This is a genomic window from Oceanisphaera ostreae (assembly GCF_042676125.1).
In the GTDB taxonomy this organism is placed as follows: Bacteria; Pseudomonadota; Gammaproteobacteria; order Enterobacterales; family Aeromonadaceae; genus Oceanimonas; species Oceanimonas ostreae.
Genome location: NZ_JBHTJS010000032.1, coordinates 34,925 through 51,598, shown reverse-complemented (window position 1 = coordinate 51,598; position 16,674 = coordinate 34,925). Strand labels below are relative to the sequence as shown.

Annotated in this window: 13 protein-coding genes and 1 tRNA gene; 4 read left to right on the top strand and 10 right to left on the bottom strand. The window is 49.7% G+C overall.

Annotated elements, in window-relative coordinates:
- The 10 genes from ACFQ1C_RS08000 to ACFQ1C_RS07955 all read right to left on the bottom strand — a co-directional run bounded on the left by ACFQ1C_RS08000 (position 1) and on the right by ACFQ1C_RS07955 (position 11,310).
- A tRNA-Ser gene (locus ACFQ1C_RS08000) sits at positions 1–90 on the bottom strand.
- Positions 91–225: 135 nt separating this feature from the next.
- Entirely contained in the window at positions 226–417 is a 192-nt protein-coding gene (gene csrA / locus ACFQ1C_RS07995) for a carbon storage regulator CsrA (RefSeq protein ID WP_379558085.1), read from the bottom strand.
- A 348-nt stretch (positions 418–765) separates the two neighbouring features.
- Entirely contained in the window at positions 766–3,390 is a 2,625-nt protein-coding gene (gene alaS, locus ACFQ1C_RS07990; protein WP_379558084.1) for an alanine--tRNA ligase, read from the bottom strand.
- A 125-nt stretch (positions 3,391–3,515) separates the two neighbouring features.
- Positions 3,516–3,983: a regulatory protein RecX gene (locus tag ACFQ1C_RS07985; protein ID WP_379558083.1), complete on the bottom strand. Its 468-nt coding sequence runs from the start codon at positions 3,981–3,983 to the stop codon at positions 3,516–3,518.
- 422 nt (positions 3,984–4,405) lie between these two features.
- The gene (gene recA, locus ACFQ1C_RS07980) at positions 4,406–5,476 is read right to left on the bottom strand and encodes a recombinase RecA (protein ID WP_379558082.1); all 1,071 of its coding nucleotides are present in this window, start codon (positions 5,474–5,476) and stop codon (positions 4,406–4,408) included.
- Positions 5,477–5,584: 108 nt separating this feature from the next.
- Complete coding sequence (locus ACFQ1C_RS07975) at positions 5,585–6,091, bottom strand: CinA family protein (RefSeq protein ID WP_379558081.1); 507 nt, start codon at positions 6,089–6,091, stop codon at positions 5,585–5,587.
- A gap of 244 nt (positions 6,092–6,335) precedes the next feature.
- The gene (locus ACFQ1C_RS07970; protein WP_379558080.1) at positions 6,336–7,070 is read right to left on the bottom strand and encodes a sulfite exporter TauE/SafE family protein; all 735 of its coding nucleotides are present in this window, start codon (positions 7,068–7,070) and stop codon (positions 6,336–6,338) included.
- A 194-nt stretch (positions 7,071–7,264) separates the two neighbouring features.
- The gene (locus ACFQ1C_RS07965) at positions 7,265–8,014 is read right to left on the bottom strand and encodes a DUF3726 domain-containing protein (protein WP_379558079.1); all 750 of its coding nucleotides are present in this window, start codon (positions 8,012–8,014) and stop codon (positions 7,265–7,267) included.
- On the bottom strand, positions 8,014–9,735 hold the full coding sequence (locus tag ACFQ1C_RS07960; protein WP_379558078.1) for a hypothetical protein: 1,722 nt from the start codon (positions 9,733–9,735) through the stop codon (positions 8,014–8,016). The genes ACFQ1C_RS07965 and ACFQ1C_RS07960 overlap by 1 nt, the downstream gene beginning before the upstream one ends.
- Before the next feature lie 687 nt (positions 9,736–10,422).
- Complete coding sequence (locus tag ACFQ1C_RS07955) at positions 10,423–11,310, bottom strand: LysR family transcriptional regulator (RefSeq protein WP_379558077.1); 888 nt, start codon at positions 11,308–11,310, stop codon at positions 10,423–10,425.
- Between the two features lie 94 nt (positions 11,311–11,404).
- Between ACFQ1C_RS07955 and ACFQ1C_RS07950 the strand changes: the two genes are divergently transcribed.
- The 4 genes from ACFQ1C_RS07950 (at position 11,405) to ACFQ1C_RS07935 (ending at position 15,961) form a co-directional block, all read left to right on the top strand.
- Positions 11,405–12,847 carry an aldehyde dehydrogenase family protein gene (locus tag ACFQ1C_RS07950; protein ID WP_379558076.1) on the top strand — a complete coding sequence of 481 codons (1,443 nt, stop codon included), beginning with the start codon at positions 11,405–11,407 and terminating at the stop codon, positions 12,845–12,847.
- Positions 12,848–12,860: 13 nt separating this feature from the next.
- A complete protein-coding gene (locus ACFQ1C_RS07945) occupies positions 12,861–13,871 on the top strand; it encodes a dipeptidase (protein WP_379558075.1) in 1,011 nt (336 codons plus the stop codon).
- Between the two features lie 52 nt (positions 13,872–13,923).
- Positions 13,924–15,492 carry a BCCT family transporter gene (locus ACFQ1C_RS07940; protein WP_379558074.1) on the top strand — a complete coding sequence of 523 codons (1,569 nt, stop codon included), beginning with the start codon at positions 13,924–13,926 and terminating at the stop codon, positions 15,490–15,492.
- 91 nt (positions 15,493–15,583) lie between these two features.
- On the top strand, positions 15,584–15,961 hold the full coding sequence (locus ACFQ1C_RS07935) for a RidA family protein (RefSeq protein WP_379558073.1): 378 nt from the start codon (positions 15,584–15,586) through the stop codon (positions 15,959–15,961).
- The last annotated feature ends 713 nt before the right edge of the window (positions 15,962–16,674 follow it).

Below are 16,674 nucleotides of genomic sequence, written 5' to 3'. Positions count from 1 at the left end.
TGGCGGTGAGGGAGGGATTCGAACCCTCGATGCGGATTAACGCATACTCCCTTAGCAGGGGAGCGCCTTCAGCCACTCGGCCACCTCACCGTGTTTGTGGGGCGTATATTACCGTCAGGCGAAAATAAGTCAAACCCTTTTCTCACCTGTTTTGTTCGTTTGCACAGTCTTTAAACACTTTGCCTCAAAAACCATCAGCACGAACAAAAATCACCCCAAAATAACTTAAAACTGCTCGTCTTCTACGTTGCCTTTCTCGGCTTGTATACGCATATAGATTTCTTCACGGTGCACAGACACCTCTTTTGGTGCATTTACACCAATGCGAACCTGATTACCCTTCACACCCAGTACGGTTACGGTGACTTCGTCACCAATCATTAGGGTTTCCCCTACTCGTCTTGTCAAAATCAGCATCTTGCTGCTCCTATATCCGTTATGTAATAGTCAATAATGTTATTTATTATCCGCTAAAGGTGTGCAAAAACCTAGCTTTACCCTAGGGTCTATTGATCTTTTGCGATGATATTTTGTGCGAGCTAAACAAATTTTTATCGCGGCGAGCGAGTTGTAGCCTAGTGATTCTAAGGTAAATCCCGCTCAACAATGAAAAAATGCGTTTAGCCGAATCCTTAGGGCTGCAACAATCATATCAAAGGGTCAACTGCGCTTATTAACAATGGGGGCAAGAGCTTTTAAGTCAAGAGGCCTGTCGATGACAGGCCTCTTGTTCACTTTAATAGTCTATTTTGAATCCTATTAGTACTATAGACGCTCAGTCAACCAAGGGCCAACCGACGCCAGTGCGCTAGGCAACTGTGCAGGCTCTGTACCGCCAGCTTGTGCCATGTCGGGCCGACCACCACCCTTACCACCAACTTGTTGGGCCACTAGGTTCACCAGCTCCCCTGCTTTCACTTTGGCGGTTAAATCTTTGGTTACCCCTGCAATAAGGCTGACCTTGCCCTCATTCACCGTGGCCAGCACCACAATGCCAGATTGGAGCTTTACCTTCAGGTCGTCCAAAGATCCACGCAGTGACTTGCCGTCTACGCCATCGAGGTCGGCAACCAGCACCTTGGTACCATTAATCTCGATAACTTGCTCTAGCAGAGCTGTACCTGCTTGTGCGGTCAGTTTAGCCTTGAGTTGTTCAACCTCTTTTTCTAGCTGACGACTGCGTTCGAGGTTTTGCTTAACTTTGTCTGCTACCGAAAATAAATCGCCTTTCACCAAACCTGCGGTGTGAGCCAGTTCGGTATTAAGCTGATGCAAATACGCCAACGCCCCATCACCGGTAACGGCTTCTATGCGACGAATACCGGCGGCAATGCCACTTTCCGAGACTATCTTGAACAAGCCGATATCACCGGTGCGCTGCACATGGGTACCGCCGCACAGCTCGGTAGACGCATCACCCATGGACACAACTCGCACTTCGTCATCATACTTCTCACCAAACAACGCCATAGCACCCGCACCTTTAGCGGTATCCAAGTCCATTAACTGGGTGGACACGGCATGATTGGCGCGAATGTCTCTGTTCACCATGTCTTCTATTTCACGCAACTCTGCGGCATTCACGGCTTCTAGGTGCGAAAAGTCGAAGCGCAGACGGTCTGGCCCCACTAATGAGCCTTTTTGTATTACATGCTCGCCCAACAGTTTACGCAGGCTAGCGTGCATTAAGTGAGTAACCGAGTGGTTAAGCGCAATGGCTTGGCGTCGATGGCTGTCTACCGCAGCCGTCACCGACTCGCCCACTTCTAAGGTACCCAGCTCTAAGGTGCCCAGATGCAAGACACCATTACCGGCTTTTTGGGTGTCTTTAACCACAAACAGCCCTTCCGCTAATTTAATAACGCCCGCGTCCCCAACTTGGCCACCCGACTCGCCATAAAAAGGCGTTTTATCTAATACGATAGCGCCTTCTTCACCAGCGATAAGGGCCGATACTGACTCGCCTTCTTTAAATAGCGCCGTGACCTTTGCTGGCTCGGCGAGGTGCTCATAGCCGGTAAAGTCAGTAGAACCTTCTATTTTTATGGCCTTGCTATAACCCACACCAAAGTTAGACGCTTCTTTAGCGCGTACACGCTGCTGTTTCATCAGCACTTCAAAGCCGTCTTCGTCGATGCTCAACTCACGGTCACGTAATACGTCCGCCGTTAAATCCGCAGGAAATCCATAGGTATCGTACAGCTTAAACACCACCTCACCCGGTAATACCTTGGCATCACCCAATTCACTAATGGCATCTTCTAATAGCTGTAAACCACGGCCTAAGGTGCGAGCAAACTGCTCTTCTTCTAAGCGCAGTACTTTTTCGATGATGACCCGCTGCGTATTAAGCTCAGGGTAGGCATCAGCCATTTGCTCACACAAGGCACCCACTAGGGTATAAAAGAACGATTGCTCGGCTCCTAGCTTGCGACCATGGCGCACTGCACGGCGAATAATACGACGTAGTACATAGCCTCGGCCTTCGTTAGACGGCATCACGCCATCGGCAATTAAGAAGGAGCAAGAACGAATATGGTCGGCAATCACGTGCAATGATTTATTGGCTAAATCATCGGTGCCTACTGCCACGGCAGACGCTTTAATAAGGGCCTGGAATAAGTCGATCTCGTAATTGGAGTGCACGCCCTGCAAAATAGTAGCAATGCGCTCTAGTCCCATGCCGGTGTCAACTGAGGGCTTCGGCAGTGGCTCCATGGTGCCGTCTGCATGACGGTTAAACTGCATGAATACCAGGTTCCAAATTTCGATATAGCGGTCGCCATCTTCTTCTGGGCTGCCAGGAGGGCCACCCCAGATGTGCTCACCATGATCGTAAAATATTTCACTACAAGGTCCACACGGGCCCGTATCACCCATGGTCCAAAAGTTATCAGACTGATACTGCCCGCCCTTATTGTCACCAATGCGCACCATGCGCTCTTCTGGCACACCCATTTTTTTAGTCCAAAGATCAAATGCTTCGTCGTCGGTGGCATAGACCGTCACCCAAAGTTTGTCTTTTGGTAGTTTGACCACTTCGGTCAAAAACTCCCACGCAAAGCGAATCGCGTCTTGCTTGAAGTAATCACCAAAACTGAAGTTACCCAGCATTTCAAAAAAAGTATGGTGGCGAGCGGTGTAACCGACGTTTTCTAAGTCGTTGTGTTTACCACCGGCGCGCACACAGCGCTGCGAGCTGGTTGCTCTGTTGTAGGCACGCTGTTCTAGTCCTAAAAACAGATCCTTAAACTGATTCATACCGGCATTGGTAAACAATAAAGTGGGGTCGTTGTGCGGCACCAACGAGCTAGAACTGACTATTTGGTGGTCTTGCTGGCGAAAATACTCGAGAAACGCGGTGCGTAACTCAGATGTGGTCATCTGCATGGGTAATCCTGCTCAATTACTGGGTTCATAGGCGTTAACACAGCTAATTTAAAAGGTATCTGCGCTAATGTAAAACGCAGCCTGACTTTTGCTTACGCTTTATGGAGTTTATCAGAGGGAAAATACTAATCTTGGTCGGCTTCTAGTGCGTAACGCACCTGCTCTGAATTAAAGCCTCGACTTTGCAAGTAGCGAACACGTTTGGCTTTTTCTTTGATGTCGCCAATGTCGGCGTTTCTAAAGCGAGATTGATAACAGGCCCGCGCCAGCTCAAACCAGTCGGTCTCATCTTCCTCAAGCGCCAGCTCAATAATATGCTCGTCCACGCCTTTACGCTTTAACTCCATACGAATACGCATGGGACCGTGTCGTTTAAAGACATGCTGACGCACCTGAATGCGGGCAAAGCGTTCATCACACAGCCATTGCTGGTCGACTAATTTATCGAGAGCAGCTTCAGTAAGTTCATTATCAAACTGTCGTAAACGCAGCTTTTGTGAAAGTTCGAGGCGGCTATGATCACGACGCGATAACAGTCCTAGAGCGCTGTGCCACAAGGCTTGAGGGGTGAGTTTCTTGGGGTCTTTAATCATTATGGAATTGTAAAGAGTAAGGGGTGAAGGGTAAAGAGCAGCGCTAAGCTGGAAGCTGAGAGCTGGAAGAAAGAGCCAAAGCTAGGCAAGACCTCAAGATATTTTTTTGCCACGGAATCCACGGAAGAACACGGAAGAACACGGAAAAATAGGGATCAGATCTGACAAAGCCAAAACTAGGATAAAAGCTTAATGGGAAAGGGCCAAACACCAAGCCTGTCAGAAAGGGAGCCCTTACCATTACATATGTTGGCTTTTAGTCACTCGTCGATCTTATCTCATCTTAATTTTTCCGTGGATTCCGTGGATTCCGTGGCAAAAATAGCCTTGGCTCTGTCAGTGGCTTTAGCTCGGTGCTGTTTAAAGCACATAAAAAGGCCGGGAGTTCCCGGCCTTGGTGGTTCGACGTGTGAAAAAGAGTATTAGAACTCTTCTTTTTCATCCTCTGGCAAGGGGTTACCCAGCGCGCCGGGGGCATCTTCTAACTTGACCTTTTCTTCGCCAGGCTTGAGTAGCAGCATGTCGCGTAGCGTCTTCTCTATTTCGTCAGAAATATGTTTATTTTCTAACAAATATTTAATGGAGTTTGCTTTACCTTGGCCAATTTTATTGCCTTTATAGCTATACCAAGCACCGGCTTTATCCACTATTTTGTGTTTAACGCCTAGTTCAACTAGCTCACCTTGCTTAGAAATACCGGCGCCATAGATAATCTGAAATTCAGCCTGCTTAAAGGGTGGTGCCACTTTGTTTTTAACGACTTTTACGCGAGTTTCGTTACCCACTATTTCGTCGCCCTCTTTCACCGCTCCAATACGACGAATGTCGAGGCGAACAGACGCATAGAACTTAAGAGCGTTACCGCCGGAGGTGGTTTCTGGGCTACCGAACATCACACCAATCTTCATACGGATTTGGTTGATGAAGATAACGAGGCAGTTAGCCGCCTTAATGTTACCGGTTAACTTACGCAGCGCCTGAGACATCAAACGCGCCTGAAGACCAACGTGCGAGTCACCCATTTCGCCTTCAATTTCGGCGCGAGGAGTAAGAGCGGCTACCGAGTCAATAATAATGACATCTACGGCGCCAGAGCGTACCAGCATGTCGCAAATTTCTAGCGCTTGCTCGCCGGTATCAGGCTGGGAAACTAATAAGTCATCAACATTTACGCCAAGCTTACCCGCATACTGTGGGTCTAGCGCATGCTCCGCATCCACAAACGCACATACCTTGCCGGCTTTTTGCGCTTCGGCAATCACTTGCAAGGTAAGCGTGGTTTTACCAGAAGATTCAGGACCATAGATTTCAACAACACGACCGGTCGGTAAGCCGCCAATGCCTAGCGCGATATCCAGTGACAAAGAACCGGTAGAGATAGACTCGACATTCAACGCTTTGTTGTCGCCCAGTCGCATGATGGAGCCTTTGCCAAATTGTTTTTCAATTTGACCAAGGGCCGCGGCCAAGGCTTTTTCTTTGTTTTGATCCATGAATACTCCGCTGATTAAGCTAATGCGTCGAAAAATATAATTCGATTATACTGGTTATTCGTACAGTAACAAGTTTGCTTTTCTAATTCATCAATAATGGCACCTTGGTTAGTCTGAAGCTACCAAGAGTGCCAAACAATCTTCTAACGCAGCGCCTATGGTTTGCTCGCGCACGCTCAAGCGATCGCCACTAAGCTGTAGCAATCGAGTATGGATTTTATCTTCTGTAGCTAAGTAACAGGCTAGCCAAACGGTGCCCACCGGCTTTTCTGGACTGCCACCGCCAGGCCCGGCCACTCCACTAACCGCCACCCCGACTGCATCGCCATTTTGGGCACAAGCTCCTTTGGCCATGGCAATTACCACCGCTTCGCTAACCGCGCCGTCGCGCTCAATAATACTGGGTAAGACGCCCAACATGTCACTTTTGGCGGCATTAGAATAAGTCACAAAGCCCCGTTCAAACCAAGCGGAGCTACCAGCAATATCGGTAATGGCACAGGCAATACCCCCACCAGTACAAGACTCCGCCGTCGTAATGGTTAAACCGCGCGCCAGTAAAGCATCACCCAATTGCTGTGACAGCTGTTGCGGACCTACTAAAGACTGCCCCACACATCACTCCTCGTTCGCTAATACTTAGCCATAAAGACTTTTTTGCCACGGAACCCACGGAAAAATAAAGATAAAAGCAAAAAGTGCCAAAGATCTTAGTGTGTAAGGTATTAACACCATAAATCTTGTTCACTTGTCGTTTTTGAACTCGCACTTGTCCGTGTGTTCCGTGTTCTTCCGTGGCAAAAATACTCTTTTACTATTAATTTTTTATCTCTTCTCTCGCTTGGTACTGGGCGCTGGTTTAAGCCGCTAATCCACCTGTGATGCCCTGCCACAGTACGACTAATGCCGAAATAGTAGATATCAACAGAATGGCAGGCCGAGCACTGTCTTTGTTAAATACGCGCTCTAACCGCCGCGACAGCCAAAAACCTACAACCACGCCTGGTATCATCTTTAAAATTAAAGTGGCGTTTAACAGCTCAGAACCACCATTTAACCACAGCATGGCTATCGATAAGGGGGTGCCAATTAAAAAGAACGCGGCAATTTCATTGCGCGCCGTTAACCGAGGTTCGTGTTGATATAACAAGGCTATGGGCGGCCCACCCACCGAGGTAGCAGTACCCAATATACCTGACAAAAAACCAGCCACGGTTAAGCTATAGCCATTAAGTGCCACCGAGTAACGACGTAAACTCAGCCACACGGCCAGTAACAATGCGCCGCCAAAAAATAAACTAAGTTGCCACGGCGCTATGCTCACTAATAGTAAAGCTCCGCACCACGAGCCAGGTAGCCGCGCCGCAATGGCAGGGAATACCCGACGCCAATTAAGTGAGTGGCGCTGCTTAAGTACCACTATGACAGATAGCATCCACCCTACCACCAGCACGGGTCCGGGCACATAGGCGGGATCTATCAAATATAATAAGGGGGCGGCGAGTAAGCCAAAGCCGATGCCCACCCACGCCTGCACCACTATGCTGCAAGTAACGATAAACAACGCCAGCAATTCGAGAGAAGAATACAGCATGCCGTTCCCTTGGGTTAAAAACGTCATTCTAGCATGGGAAGAGCAGCGCCGAGCGAGCCCGCGCCACGGGAATTTTGAATAAAAAAACCGAGCTGCTGACACATGTCAGCAGCTCGGTCTTAAATGGGGTAAAAAGCGGTTATCAAAACAACATAAAAACGGTGTCTATCCTTTAAAGTGGCCGCTTAATACGATTACTTACTGCCAGCGCCCTGGCGAGAACGTTCACTGTTTTCGACTAAAATACCGGCACCTAAACGATTAATATCATTCCATAACGCATCATCAATGTTAATGCCGTGGTCGATAATATATTCCTTGTTATCGGCCAATTGCTCGGGGCTCATATACAGTGCGTTTCGGTTACCCTTAGAGCTCTGTAACGAAGCAGATAAATCCACTCGCGAGCTGCACACTATGGTCAGCGCCTGAGTCTCATCCGGATTAGTCACCAAGCTGGTCGTCGCTTCACTGAAACTGGGATAGCGCTCTCCGGCTTTAATCCCCGCCGCATATTCTTTGACCGTCTTGCTGCCGTTTTGCCAATAGGCGGTCACACTAATACCGCGTCGCCCGCAATCGGTGAGCGCCTTAAGCGCAAACATACGATTATGGCAGTTATGCACGGTAATAGTGGCAATCCCGCTTTCTAAGGCTTTGGCGTGCGCCAAGTCAATCGAGGAGGCAATGCAGTTAAGCGCGCTGCGGCCATTGCTGTCGATAATGGCCGAGGTACTGTCTTCATACACCACAGTACTCAGCGGCTTATCAAAATCTAGACCAATATAAGGCAAGGCTCGCTTTAGTTCTGCCAGCCCGTTAAGGCCGTGTTTTTCTAGCCATAACACCATATTAGCCGCATCTTCATAATTACCCACAAAATAACCGGAAGCTTCAAAACAACGGCGCAAAGCCGCTTTTAGTTCGTTCATTGACACTTGCATCAGTCAATTCCTCCCAACACGGGCGCCAGCGGCATAAACCAATCATCGTTATAGACGTGTCCAATATCTTCTAGCAGCGGTGCGCCCTGATACATGGTATTGCGCACCCATAATTTAGAACGCGGATCGAACTTGCTGACGCCAAAAAACGATAATTTGCAACGCAGCAGGTGCATAGGCAGTACATCTTTTGCCAACAGATTGGCTTGAATATCGCCGTATACACAACGGTCCATACTTTGAATGCGCCGTACTATGCCGCGCAACTTGGGCCGCGCCACCATAAAGCGAGCCGTGGTGTGATCGGGGTGCTCTTTAATGTATTGGCACAACAACTGATAGCATTTATATACCGCATAGCCTACGCCCAGTGGCATTTGCTTTTCTCGCCCTCCATCCAGCGCACACTGACCGAGGCGGGGCTCCATTTTGTCTTCCGAGCGATACCAAAAGATGTCTCGTGAACCGATGGCATTAAAGTCTATTTTTAATGCCCAGTCGTAACGGCGCTCTATCACTTCTTTTAGCTTTTGTAGCGGCATCAGTGAGTCGAGATCGAGAAACTCTTCCACGCAGTAATAGTCATCTAGGCCATCAACCAGCTGCGGATAAAGCTCTAGTAATATTGATACCAACAGCTCTTGGCCTTGCAGCGAACAGTGTTGCTCGCTCCAGGCCAGCAAGTCGTTCCAATTGTGTAATAGAGATCCGGATTGCTCACGCAACGCAGATAGATCTTCAATCACCCGCGCATTGTTATCAGATTGCCAAGGGTCTTCGGTGAGAGTTTCAGCCATGTGCTGGGCGCTACGCGCCAACAAAGCATCTAACTGCTGGCGTATTCTATCGTCGATATGCCCAAGGCTTCGCACCAAGGCCAGCGCCAGCTCGCGCATTTCTATCCATTGGTTGATAAGCACAGGGTGATTAATAAGGTAAGGTGCCATGCCAAGGCCCGTAGAGTTGCCGATGCCAAAGTAGCGTTTAATTTCTGGCAACATAGGTTGATATTGCTGCGGGTTACGCTGCTGGGCAATATGTTCTACTTGTAACAAACTAAAGTTTCTTAACATTAAGCAGGCAAACATTTCGGCGGCAAAAGGCCGCGCAAAGTCGGGATACCGGCTGCTTACTTTATCCCAGTCGGCCATGCCCAATTTGCCACTGCCGTACACAGCAGTAGTACGGTATAGATATCCAACCTTGGCAATTTTCGCCACATCAGGCTGCTCGCCCTTGCTTAATTGATCGACCACATAATCAAAGTTACGCGCACTGCGATTAGCACGAGACAACACAAATACTCGCGCATCCACGCGGCCCGCTTCTTGCAACGGAACATTTTGGCGCAAAAAGGCTAAGTAATCATCTTCGACGCGCCCTTCTACCAGCGCCATGGTGAGGTCCCATTTGCTGGCGACCACACGGTCGTTGCGCTCGGCTGAGTTTAAGTAATCAGAGAAAATAACGAAGCTGAATAACCCCTGCGCGGTGTTGATTTCATAAATAACGGTGCCGTAACCCTCGGCACACAGATTCAGGCGGGCGGTATGTATTTGCCAGCGTTCCAGCATGATGCGGCGCACTAAGATGCGCATAAAACTCAACCGACTCTGGTGCATAGCACCCAGTCGCTCTAAGTTCATAACCTGATCAACAGGGCGCAGTGGCAATGCATTTGGCCCCCGCAGGGAGGCTTTAATTGCTGCTAACCTCATCATGTTTCTACCCTCGATAATTACTAAATGTCCTTATTGCGCTATTTATCGAGCAGCCGCCCGACATAACGCAGGGTCAGAAAGAGAAAATAATGTTCCGTTATTCTCTAGGCTAACGACTCTGCTTTCTGCCTCATGCGATGCATCATCGTGCACAATCATAAAACCCGACAAGTTAAATGGTTATATCGATTGATAAGAAAAATTTATCAGGATGCTAACAAGGCGCATTAATACTGATGACGATGTAAATAACTGACTATAAAGTTAGGTAAACATTTAACAAAAATGGGAGGTATAGCCGATTTCGGAGGGTGAAGAGAGCGAGCCAATACCTAGCCCTATTTTTGCCACGGAATACGCGGACGAAGAATGAGGTCAAAACTGATGGATGGCGTGTAAGATCTTAAGCAGTTCGGCATAACTTATGTGGATTCAAGGGCCAGCTTATCTTTATCGTCACCCTCGCGAAGGCGGGGTCCAGTGCCTTTGCAGGCAGCTCTCTGGCTGACATCTCTGCGCCACAAGCCCTGGATTCCCGCCTTCGCGGGAATGACGGCAGAACCACACATGTTATGGCCGATTGCTTACCCTCAGTATTTTTTGACTATATCCCAAGTTAACTTTCCGTGTATTCCGTGGCAAAGAGTCTTTAATGCCTAGGGTCTGTTGCTCTAATAACTCCTCCCGCTAACTTTGGCTGGCGAGAATAAAATCAACCAACGCCTGAGCGGGTGGAGTTAACGATTTATTGTTCAGCCGAATGATGCCAATGCGCCGCGTGATCATCGGCGTGTGCAAGGGAATAAAGGTGAGCCGCGAATTGTCTTTGGGGAAGGCATACCAGGGCAGCGTAGTCACGCCAAAGCCCGCCTCTAACATGGCCACTAACGAGATCATGTTAGAGATATAGTATTGAGAGTGAGCCAACAGTGACTCCGCTTCACTGCCCTCCAGCAAACGAGAGGTGCCATTACTGATTAATCGATATTGTCGTAACGCCTGCCAATGCAGCTCGCTGGAACTGGCCAATGGGTGATCATTGGGGCAGACCACCCCTAATCTATCTTCCCATACTGGCGTAAAATGCTTTTCGCTCTCTCCTTGCTCATCAAACAGGCTGGCAATGCCAAAATCCACCTGCTGATTTTCTATCATCTTCAATACAGCACCCGAGTTATCATCAAACACACTCACGTGCAGCTTGCGCTCCCCAATAAAATTCAGCAGCAACTCGGGCAGAAAACGGCTGGCAATGGATGGCACCGACGCTATTCGCAAATGCCCAGTCTTGTGCTCAGCCAGCAGCGTCATGTCTTCGGCGATGCGGTCATGATGGGCAAGCAATTCTTTTGCCTTGGGCAAAAAGTGTTTACCAAAGGGGGTAAGCTCGGTTTTAGCGGCGCGGCTGTTGTGTTTCTCAAACAAGGCCTCCCCGAGCTTGTTTTCTAAATCTCGAATCGACAACGAAATGGCAGGCTGAGTGCGATGCGCCTTTTCGGCCGCCAAGTGGAAACCTTTAAGTTCGGCTACCCAAACGAAGTGACGCAGTTGAGCAACTTTGAATTCCGGCAACATGATAAGACTTCCTTATCGAACGATATCATTAATTAATTTTTATTATTAAAACACAGCTTCTATGATGACACCAATCAAGCAAAGGAGATCACTCATGTCTAATTCAGTATTTCGTAACTACATCGCCGGTGAATGGGTTGAAGGTCCAAGCTCTATCGCTAACATCAGCCCCTCCGATCTTAGTGATGTCATTGGCCATTACGCCCAAGCCGATGCAGCTCAAACTCAGGCAGCCATTACTGCCGCCGCTCAGGGACAACTAGAGTGGGAAAAAAGCGGTTTAGAGCAACGTTACGCCGTGCTGATGGCGATTGGCGATGAGCTGATTACCCGCAAAGACGAGCTAGGCAAATTGCTGGCACGTGAAGAAGGAAAAACCGTGGCCGAAGGTGTAGGCGAAACCTATCGCTCTGGCCAGTTCTTTCATTATTACGCTGCCGAAGTACTGCGCCAGATGGGCGAAACTGCCGATTCAGTGCGCCCAGGGGTAGAAATTGAAACCCGCCGCGAGCCCGTAGGCGTGGTCGGTATTATTACTCCTTGGAACTTCCCTACCGCTACCGGCGCCTGGAAAATTGCGCCCGCGTTGGCGTTCGGTAACGCCGTAGTCTGGAAACCGGCCAATCAAGTGCCAGCTTCTGCTTGGGCACTAACCGAAATTATCTCTCGCCAGCAGTTACCCGCGGGTACCTTCAACTTAGTGATGGGCCCGGGTGCCGAAGTAGGCGATGTGCTCATTAATTCCCGTGGCATTAATGCCCTGACCTTTACCGGCTCACTAGAAACAGGCCGCAAGGTGGCTATGGCGACTGCCGGTAACTTGATTAAGTGTCAGTTAGAAATGGGCAGCAAGAACGCATTGGTGGTGTTGGATGATGCCGACCTAGACAACGCCGTTGAATGTGCGGTGGGTGGCGCTTACGGTGGCACAGGTCAAAAATGTACGGCTTCTTCTCGCCTTATTGTTACCGAAGGCATTCACGACCGTTTTGTGGCCGCCGTTATCGAGCGCATGAAGAAGCTGGTAGTCGGTAATCCGCTAAAAGAAGGCGTCCACATTGGTGCCGTAGCCGATGCTCGCCAAATGGAATCCAACCTCAAATACTTAGCCCTGGCCAAAGCCGAAGGCGGTAACTTGGTCTATGGCGGTAACGTGATCACCGCAGAAACCGAAGGCTACTACATGCAGCCGGCGCTGTTTACCGAGACCACTAACGACATGACAATTAACCGCGAAGAAGCTTTTGCGCCCATTGCTTGTGTGATTAAGGTGAAAGACTACGCCGAAGCGCTGGCCACCTTAAATGACACCAACTTTGGCTTAACGGGCGGCATTTGCACCGAATCTCTGAAGTATGCCACCGACTTTAAACGCAACGCCAAAACTGGCTGCGTAATGGTCAATCTGCCTACTGCTGGCACCGATTACCATGTGCCATTTGGCGGCCGTAAAGATTCAAGCTTTGGCCCGCGTGAGCAAGGTACCTACGCCAAAGAGTTTTACACCGTTGTAAAAACGACCTACATCCGCGCTTAACGGAGACAGGGCTATGAGCCGAGCATTACATAACGACATGATAGTGATCGACGGGCTGCAGTATTCCAACTGGAGCCGAGAGATCTTCGAGCAACTGCACGAGGGCGGCGTCACTATGGTGCACGCCACTATCGTCTATCACGAGCAGATCCGTGAAACCCTGATGCGCATTAGCGAGTGGAATCGCCAGTTTGAGTTACACGGCGATCTGATTATGCCGGTGCGCAGCAGCGATGATATTCGCCGCGCCAAAGCCGAAGGCAAAGTAGGCATTATGTTTGGGGCGCAAAACTGCTCCCCGATAGAAGACGATATTGGCATGGTCGAGGTAATGCGTAATTTAAACCTGATGATCATGCAATTAACCTACAACAACCAAAGCCTGCTGGCCTGTGGTTGCTATGAGGCAATAGACAGCGGTGTGACCCGCTTTGGTCGTCAGGTAATTAAAGAAATGAACCGAGTGGGCATGGTCATCGACATGAGCCACAGTGCCGAGCGCAGTACGTTAGAGGCCATCGAGATTTCTGAACGCCCCATCGTTATCTCTCACGCCAACCCGCTGAGCTTTCACGATGCCAAACGTAACAAGTCGGATACCGTGCTCAAGGCACTGGCCGAATCCGGTGGTTTGCTGGGCTTTAGCGCCTATCCTTTCCACCTAAAAAACGGTCCCGACTGCACTCTGGACGAATACTGCGACATGATTGCCCGCACCGCAGATCTCATGGGCGTAGACCGGTTAGGCATTGGCACCGATTTATGCCAAAACCAACCGCTGTCGATACTGGAATGGATGCGCAATGGCCGTTGGTCGAAATCGATGGATTATGGTGAAGGCTCTAAGGCTAATGCCGACTGGCCACGCCCATTATCTTGGTTTCGCGATAGCCGAGACTTCCCCAACCTCACCAACGGCTTGCTAGCCCGAGGCTTTAGTCAGCAAGACACAGCAAAAATAATGGGTCAAAACTGGCTCACCTTCCTAGATACTGCCCTGCAGCCACAAACTGCTGCTCAATAAGGATAACGGGGAGCTCCCACTCCCCGTGTAATGTTCCAACTTGGAGGCGAACATGAGCAATAAAACAGAGGCGACCCTAGCCATGGAAAAAAATCTGGAAGCCAACACCAAACCCGGCTTTTTTACTGGCCTCGATATCCCCGTATTTTTACTGAGTGGCGGCGCCCTATTGCTGTTTGTAGTAATGGCTCTGTATGACATCGACTTAGTATCAGCTTGGGTTAATAAGGCCTTTGCCGTATCCACTCGCTTATTTGGCGCCTATTGGCAGGTGCTCTTGCTATTGACCTTCCTTATCGGGTTGGTAATGGCTGTAGGCCGAGGTGGCAAGGTACGCTTGGGTAACCTGAGCAAGCCCGAGATGTCTACCTTTCAGTGGATGTCGATCATCATGTGTACCCTGCTGGCAGGGGGTGGCGTATTTTGGGCTGCCGCCGAGCCTTTGGCACACTTTATCTCGCCGCCGCCCATGTATGCGGGTGAAACCGATCCCATGAATATGGCGCTTAACGCCATGGCGCAAAGCTTTATGCACTGGGGCTTTCTGGCCTGGGCCATACTTGGCAGCCTGACCGGTATCGTGTTCATGCACCTGCATTACGACAAAGGCCTGCCGCTAAAGCCGCGCACCTTGCTGTATCCGGTGTTCGGCGACCGAGTGATGAAAGGCTGGTTTGGAGCTATCGTTGATGCGTGTTGCGTACTGGCGGTGGTCGCCGGCACCGTAGGCCCCATCGGTTTTCTCGGCTTGCAGGTCAGCTTTGGTCTAGAGAAGCTGTTCGGTATTCCTGACGTTTACAGCACTCAGGTCACGATTTTGGTCGGACTGATCTGCATCTATACCCTGTCGGCTGTGAGTGGTGTTACCCGAGGTATCCAGATCCTGAGTAACATCAACGTGATGCTGGCCGCTTTTCTAATGTTGTTTATCTTTCTGTTTGGCCCCACCGCTTTTATCGTCAACACCTACCTGCACGCCTTTGGCCTCTACATCAATAACTTCATACCCATGGCGACCTTTCGCGCCGACCCGGCCTGGCTGGACTGGTGGACTGTGTTTTTCTGGGGTTGGTTTTTAGGTTATGGACCATTAATGGCGATGTTTGTGGCGCGAATTTCTCGCGGCCGCACCGTACGTCAGGTGATCATGCTGATTTCTATCATAGCGCCCATCATTACCTGCTTCTGGTTCACCGTCATGGGCGGCAGCGGTTTGGCCTTCGAAATCGCCAACCCCGGCAGCGTCTCCGGTCCTTTCACCGGTTTCAACCTGCCTGCGGCATTACTGGCGATTACCGAGCAACTGCCCTTTGGCTTCATTATCTCGATACTGTTCTTGATATTGACCACTATCTTCGTTGCCACCACCGGTGACTCCATGACCTTTGCCGTATCCATGGTCATGACCGGCACCGACCATCCTCATGCGGGTGTACGCGTGTTCTGGGGCGTCATGATGGGCGTGATAGCGGCCATTCTGATTTCTATCGGCTCAGGTGGTATCACCGCCCTGCAGTCCTTCATCGTGGTCACGGCAGTTCCTGTATCACTGGTATTGCTGCCCACACTGTGGACCGCACCGCAAATCATCAAAAAAATGGCAGCGGAACAGGGGCTTTAAGCTGCCGCCGGCACCGGGCCTTGTTGCTCGGTGCCACTTCTTTTGAGCGGCCATGGCCGCTTTTTTTCTGCATGAACAAAAGGTACACACCATGAAAACACCCGTAAAAACCAATCTGTTTGCCTCTAAAGCACCACTGGAATGGGCTGTCATGGCCAACGGCCAATTTTATACCGCACAAATTCCCATTGATGCCGAAGGCAAGGTCGTTGAGGGTGGCATTGAAGCCCAGGCGCGCCAAACTATGGACAACTTCAAGCACACTATAGAAGCGGCCGGCTTAACCATGGCAAACGTCACCCAAGTGCTTATTTACGTGACCGCCCGCGACCACCTGCCGATATTCAACAAAGTGTATGCCGAATACTTTACGCCGCCCTACCCTAACCGAGCCGCCATGATCATAGTGGGACTGGCACGAGAAGAAATGCTCTGCGAAATTGTCGCTTACGCAGCTCAAGAACAGTAAACATAGCGGCAAGCCTTACGCTGTACGCCGTTAGTTAACGACAAACAACGTTTTTCTTTACGTACAGCGTACGGCTTCAAGTATATAGCGGCCTGAAGGGCTCGTATTTCGTGACGAATAGTTTTTTAGTTTTACGGCTCATCCTTACTCTCTCGCTCTCCCGTCACTTAAGTGACACAAAATATCGCCTTGGCCTGATCTCTATTTTTCCATGCTGCTCATACATAAAGAGGCGCGATCTTCCGTTGCTAAATAGCTTTCGGTTTGGATTTAAAAGATTTATGCCTACGGCATAATGCGAGAGCAAGCGTTCGCCTACAAAAGAGCCGTGAAGGGTGAAGCGTAAAGAATGAAGGGGACGACATGGAGAAAAGACTGCACCCGACTGCTTAAACACAATACCCAAACCTACATATTCAGTCTCTATTTCGCCTGTCACTTTTGCATGTATCTAATCTCAGCCCTTACCACCACGATCCCTTTCAGATTTGATCCCTATTTTTCCGTGTTCTTCCGTGTATTCCGTGGCAAAAGGTTTTAGGGGTTGGTTGATCTGATGTTTTCTTACAGCTTACCGCTGACGGCTTGGTGTTCCCCATGCCTTCAAACTCGGTTGCTGGTACAATGCGGCCTCAAGTTTTGGCACGGCTGACTCCTTAAGTAACGCTGCCTTATACTTGGCTTCATCATCAGTCTCATAAAGATATAAGGCA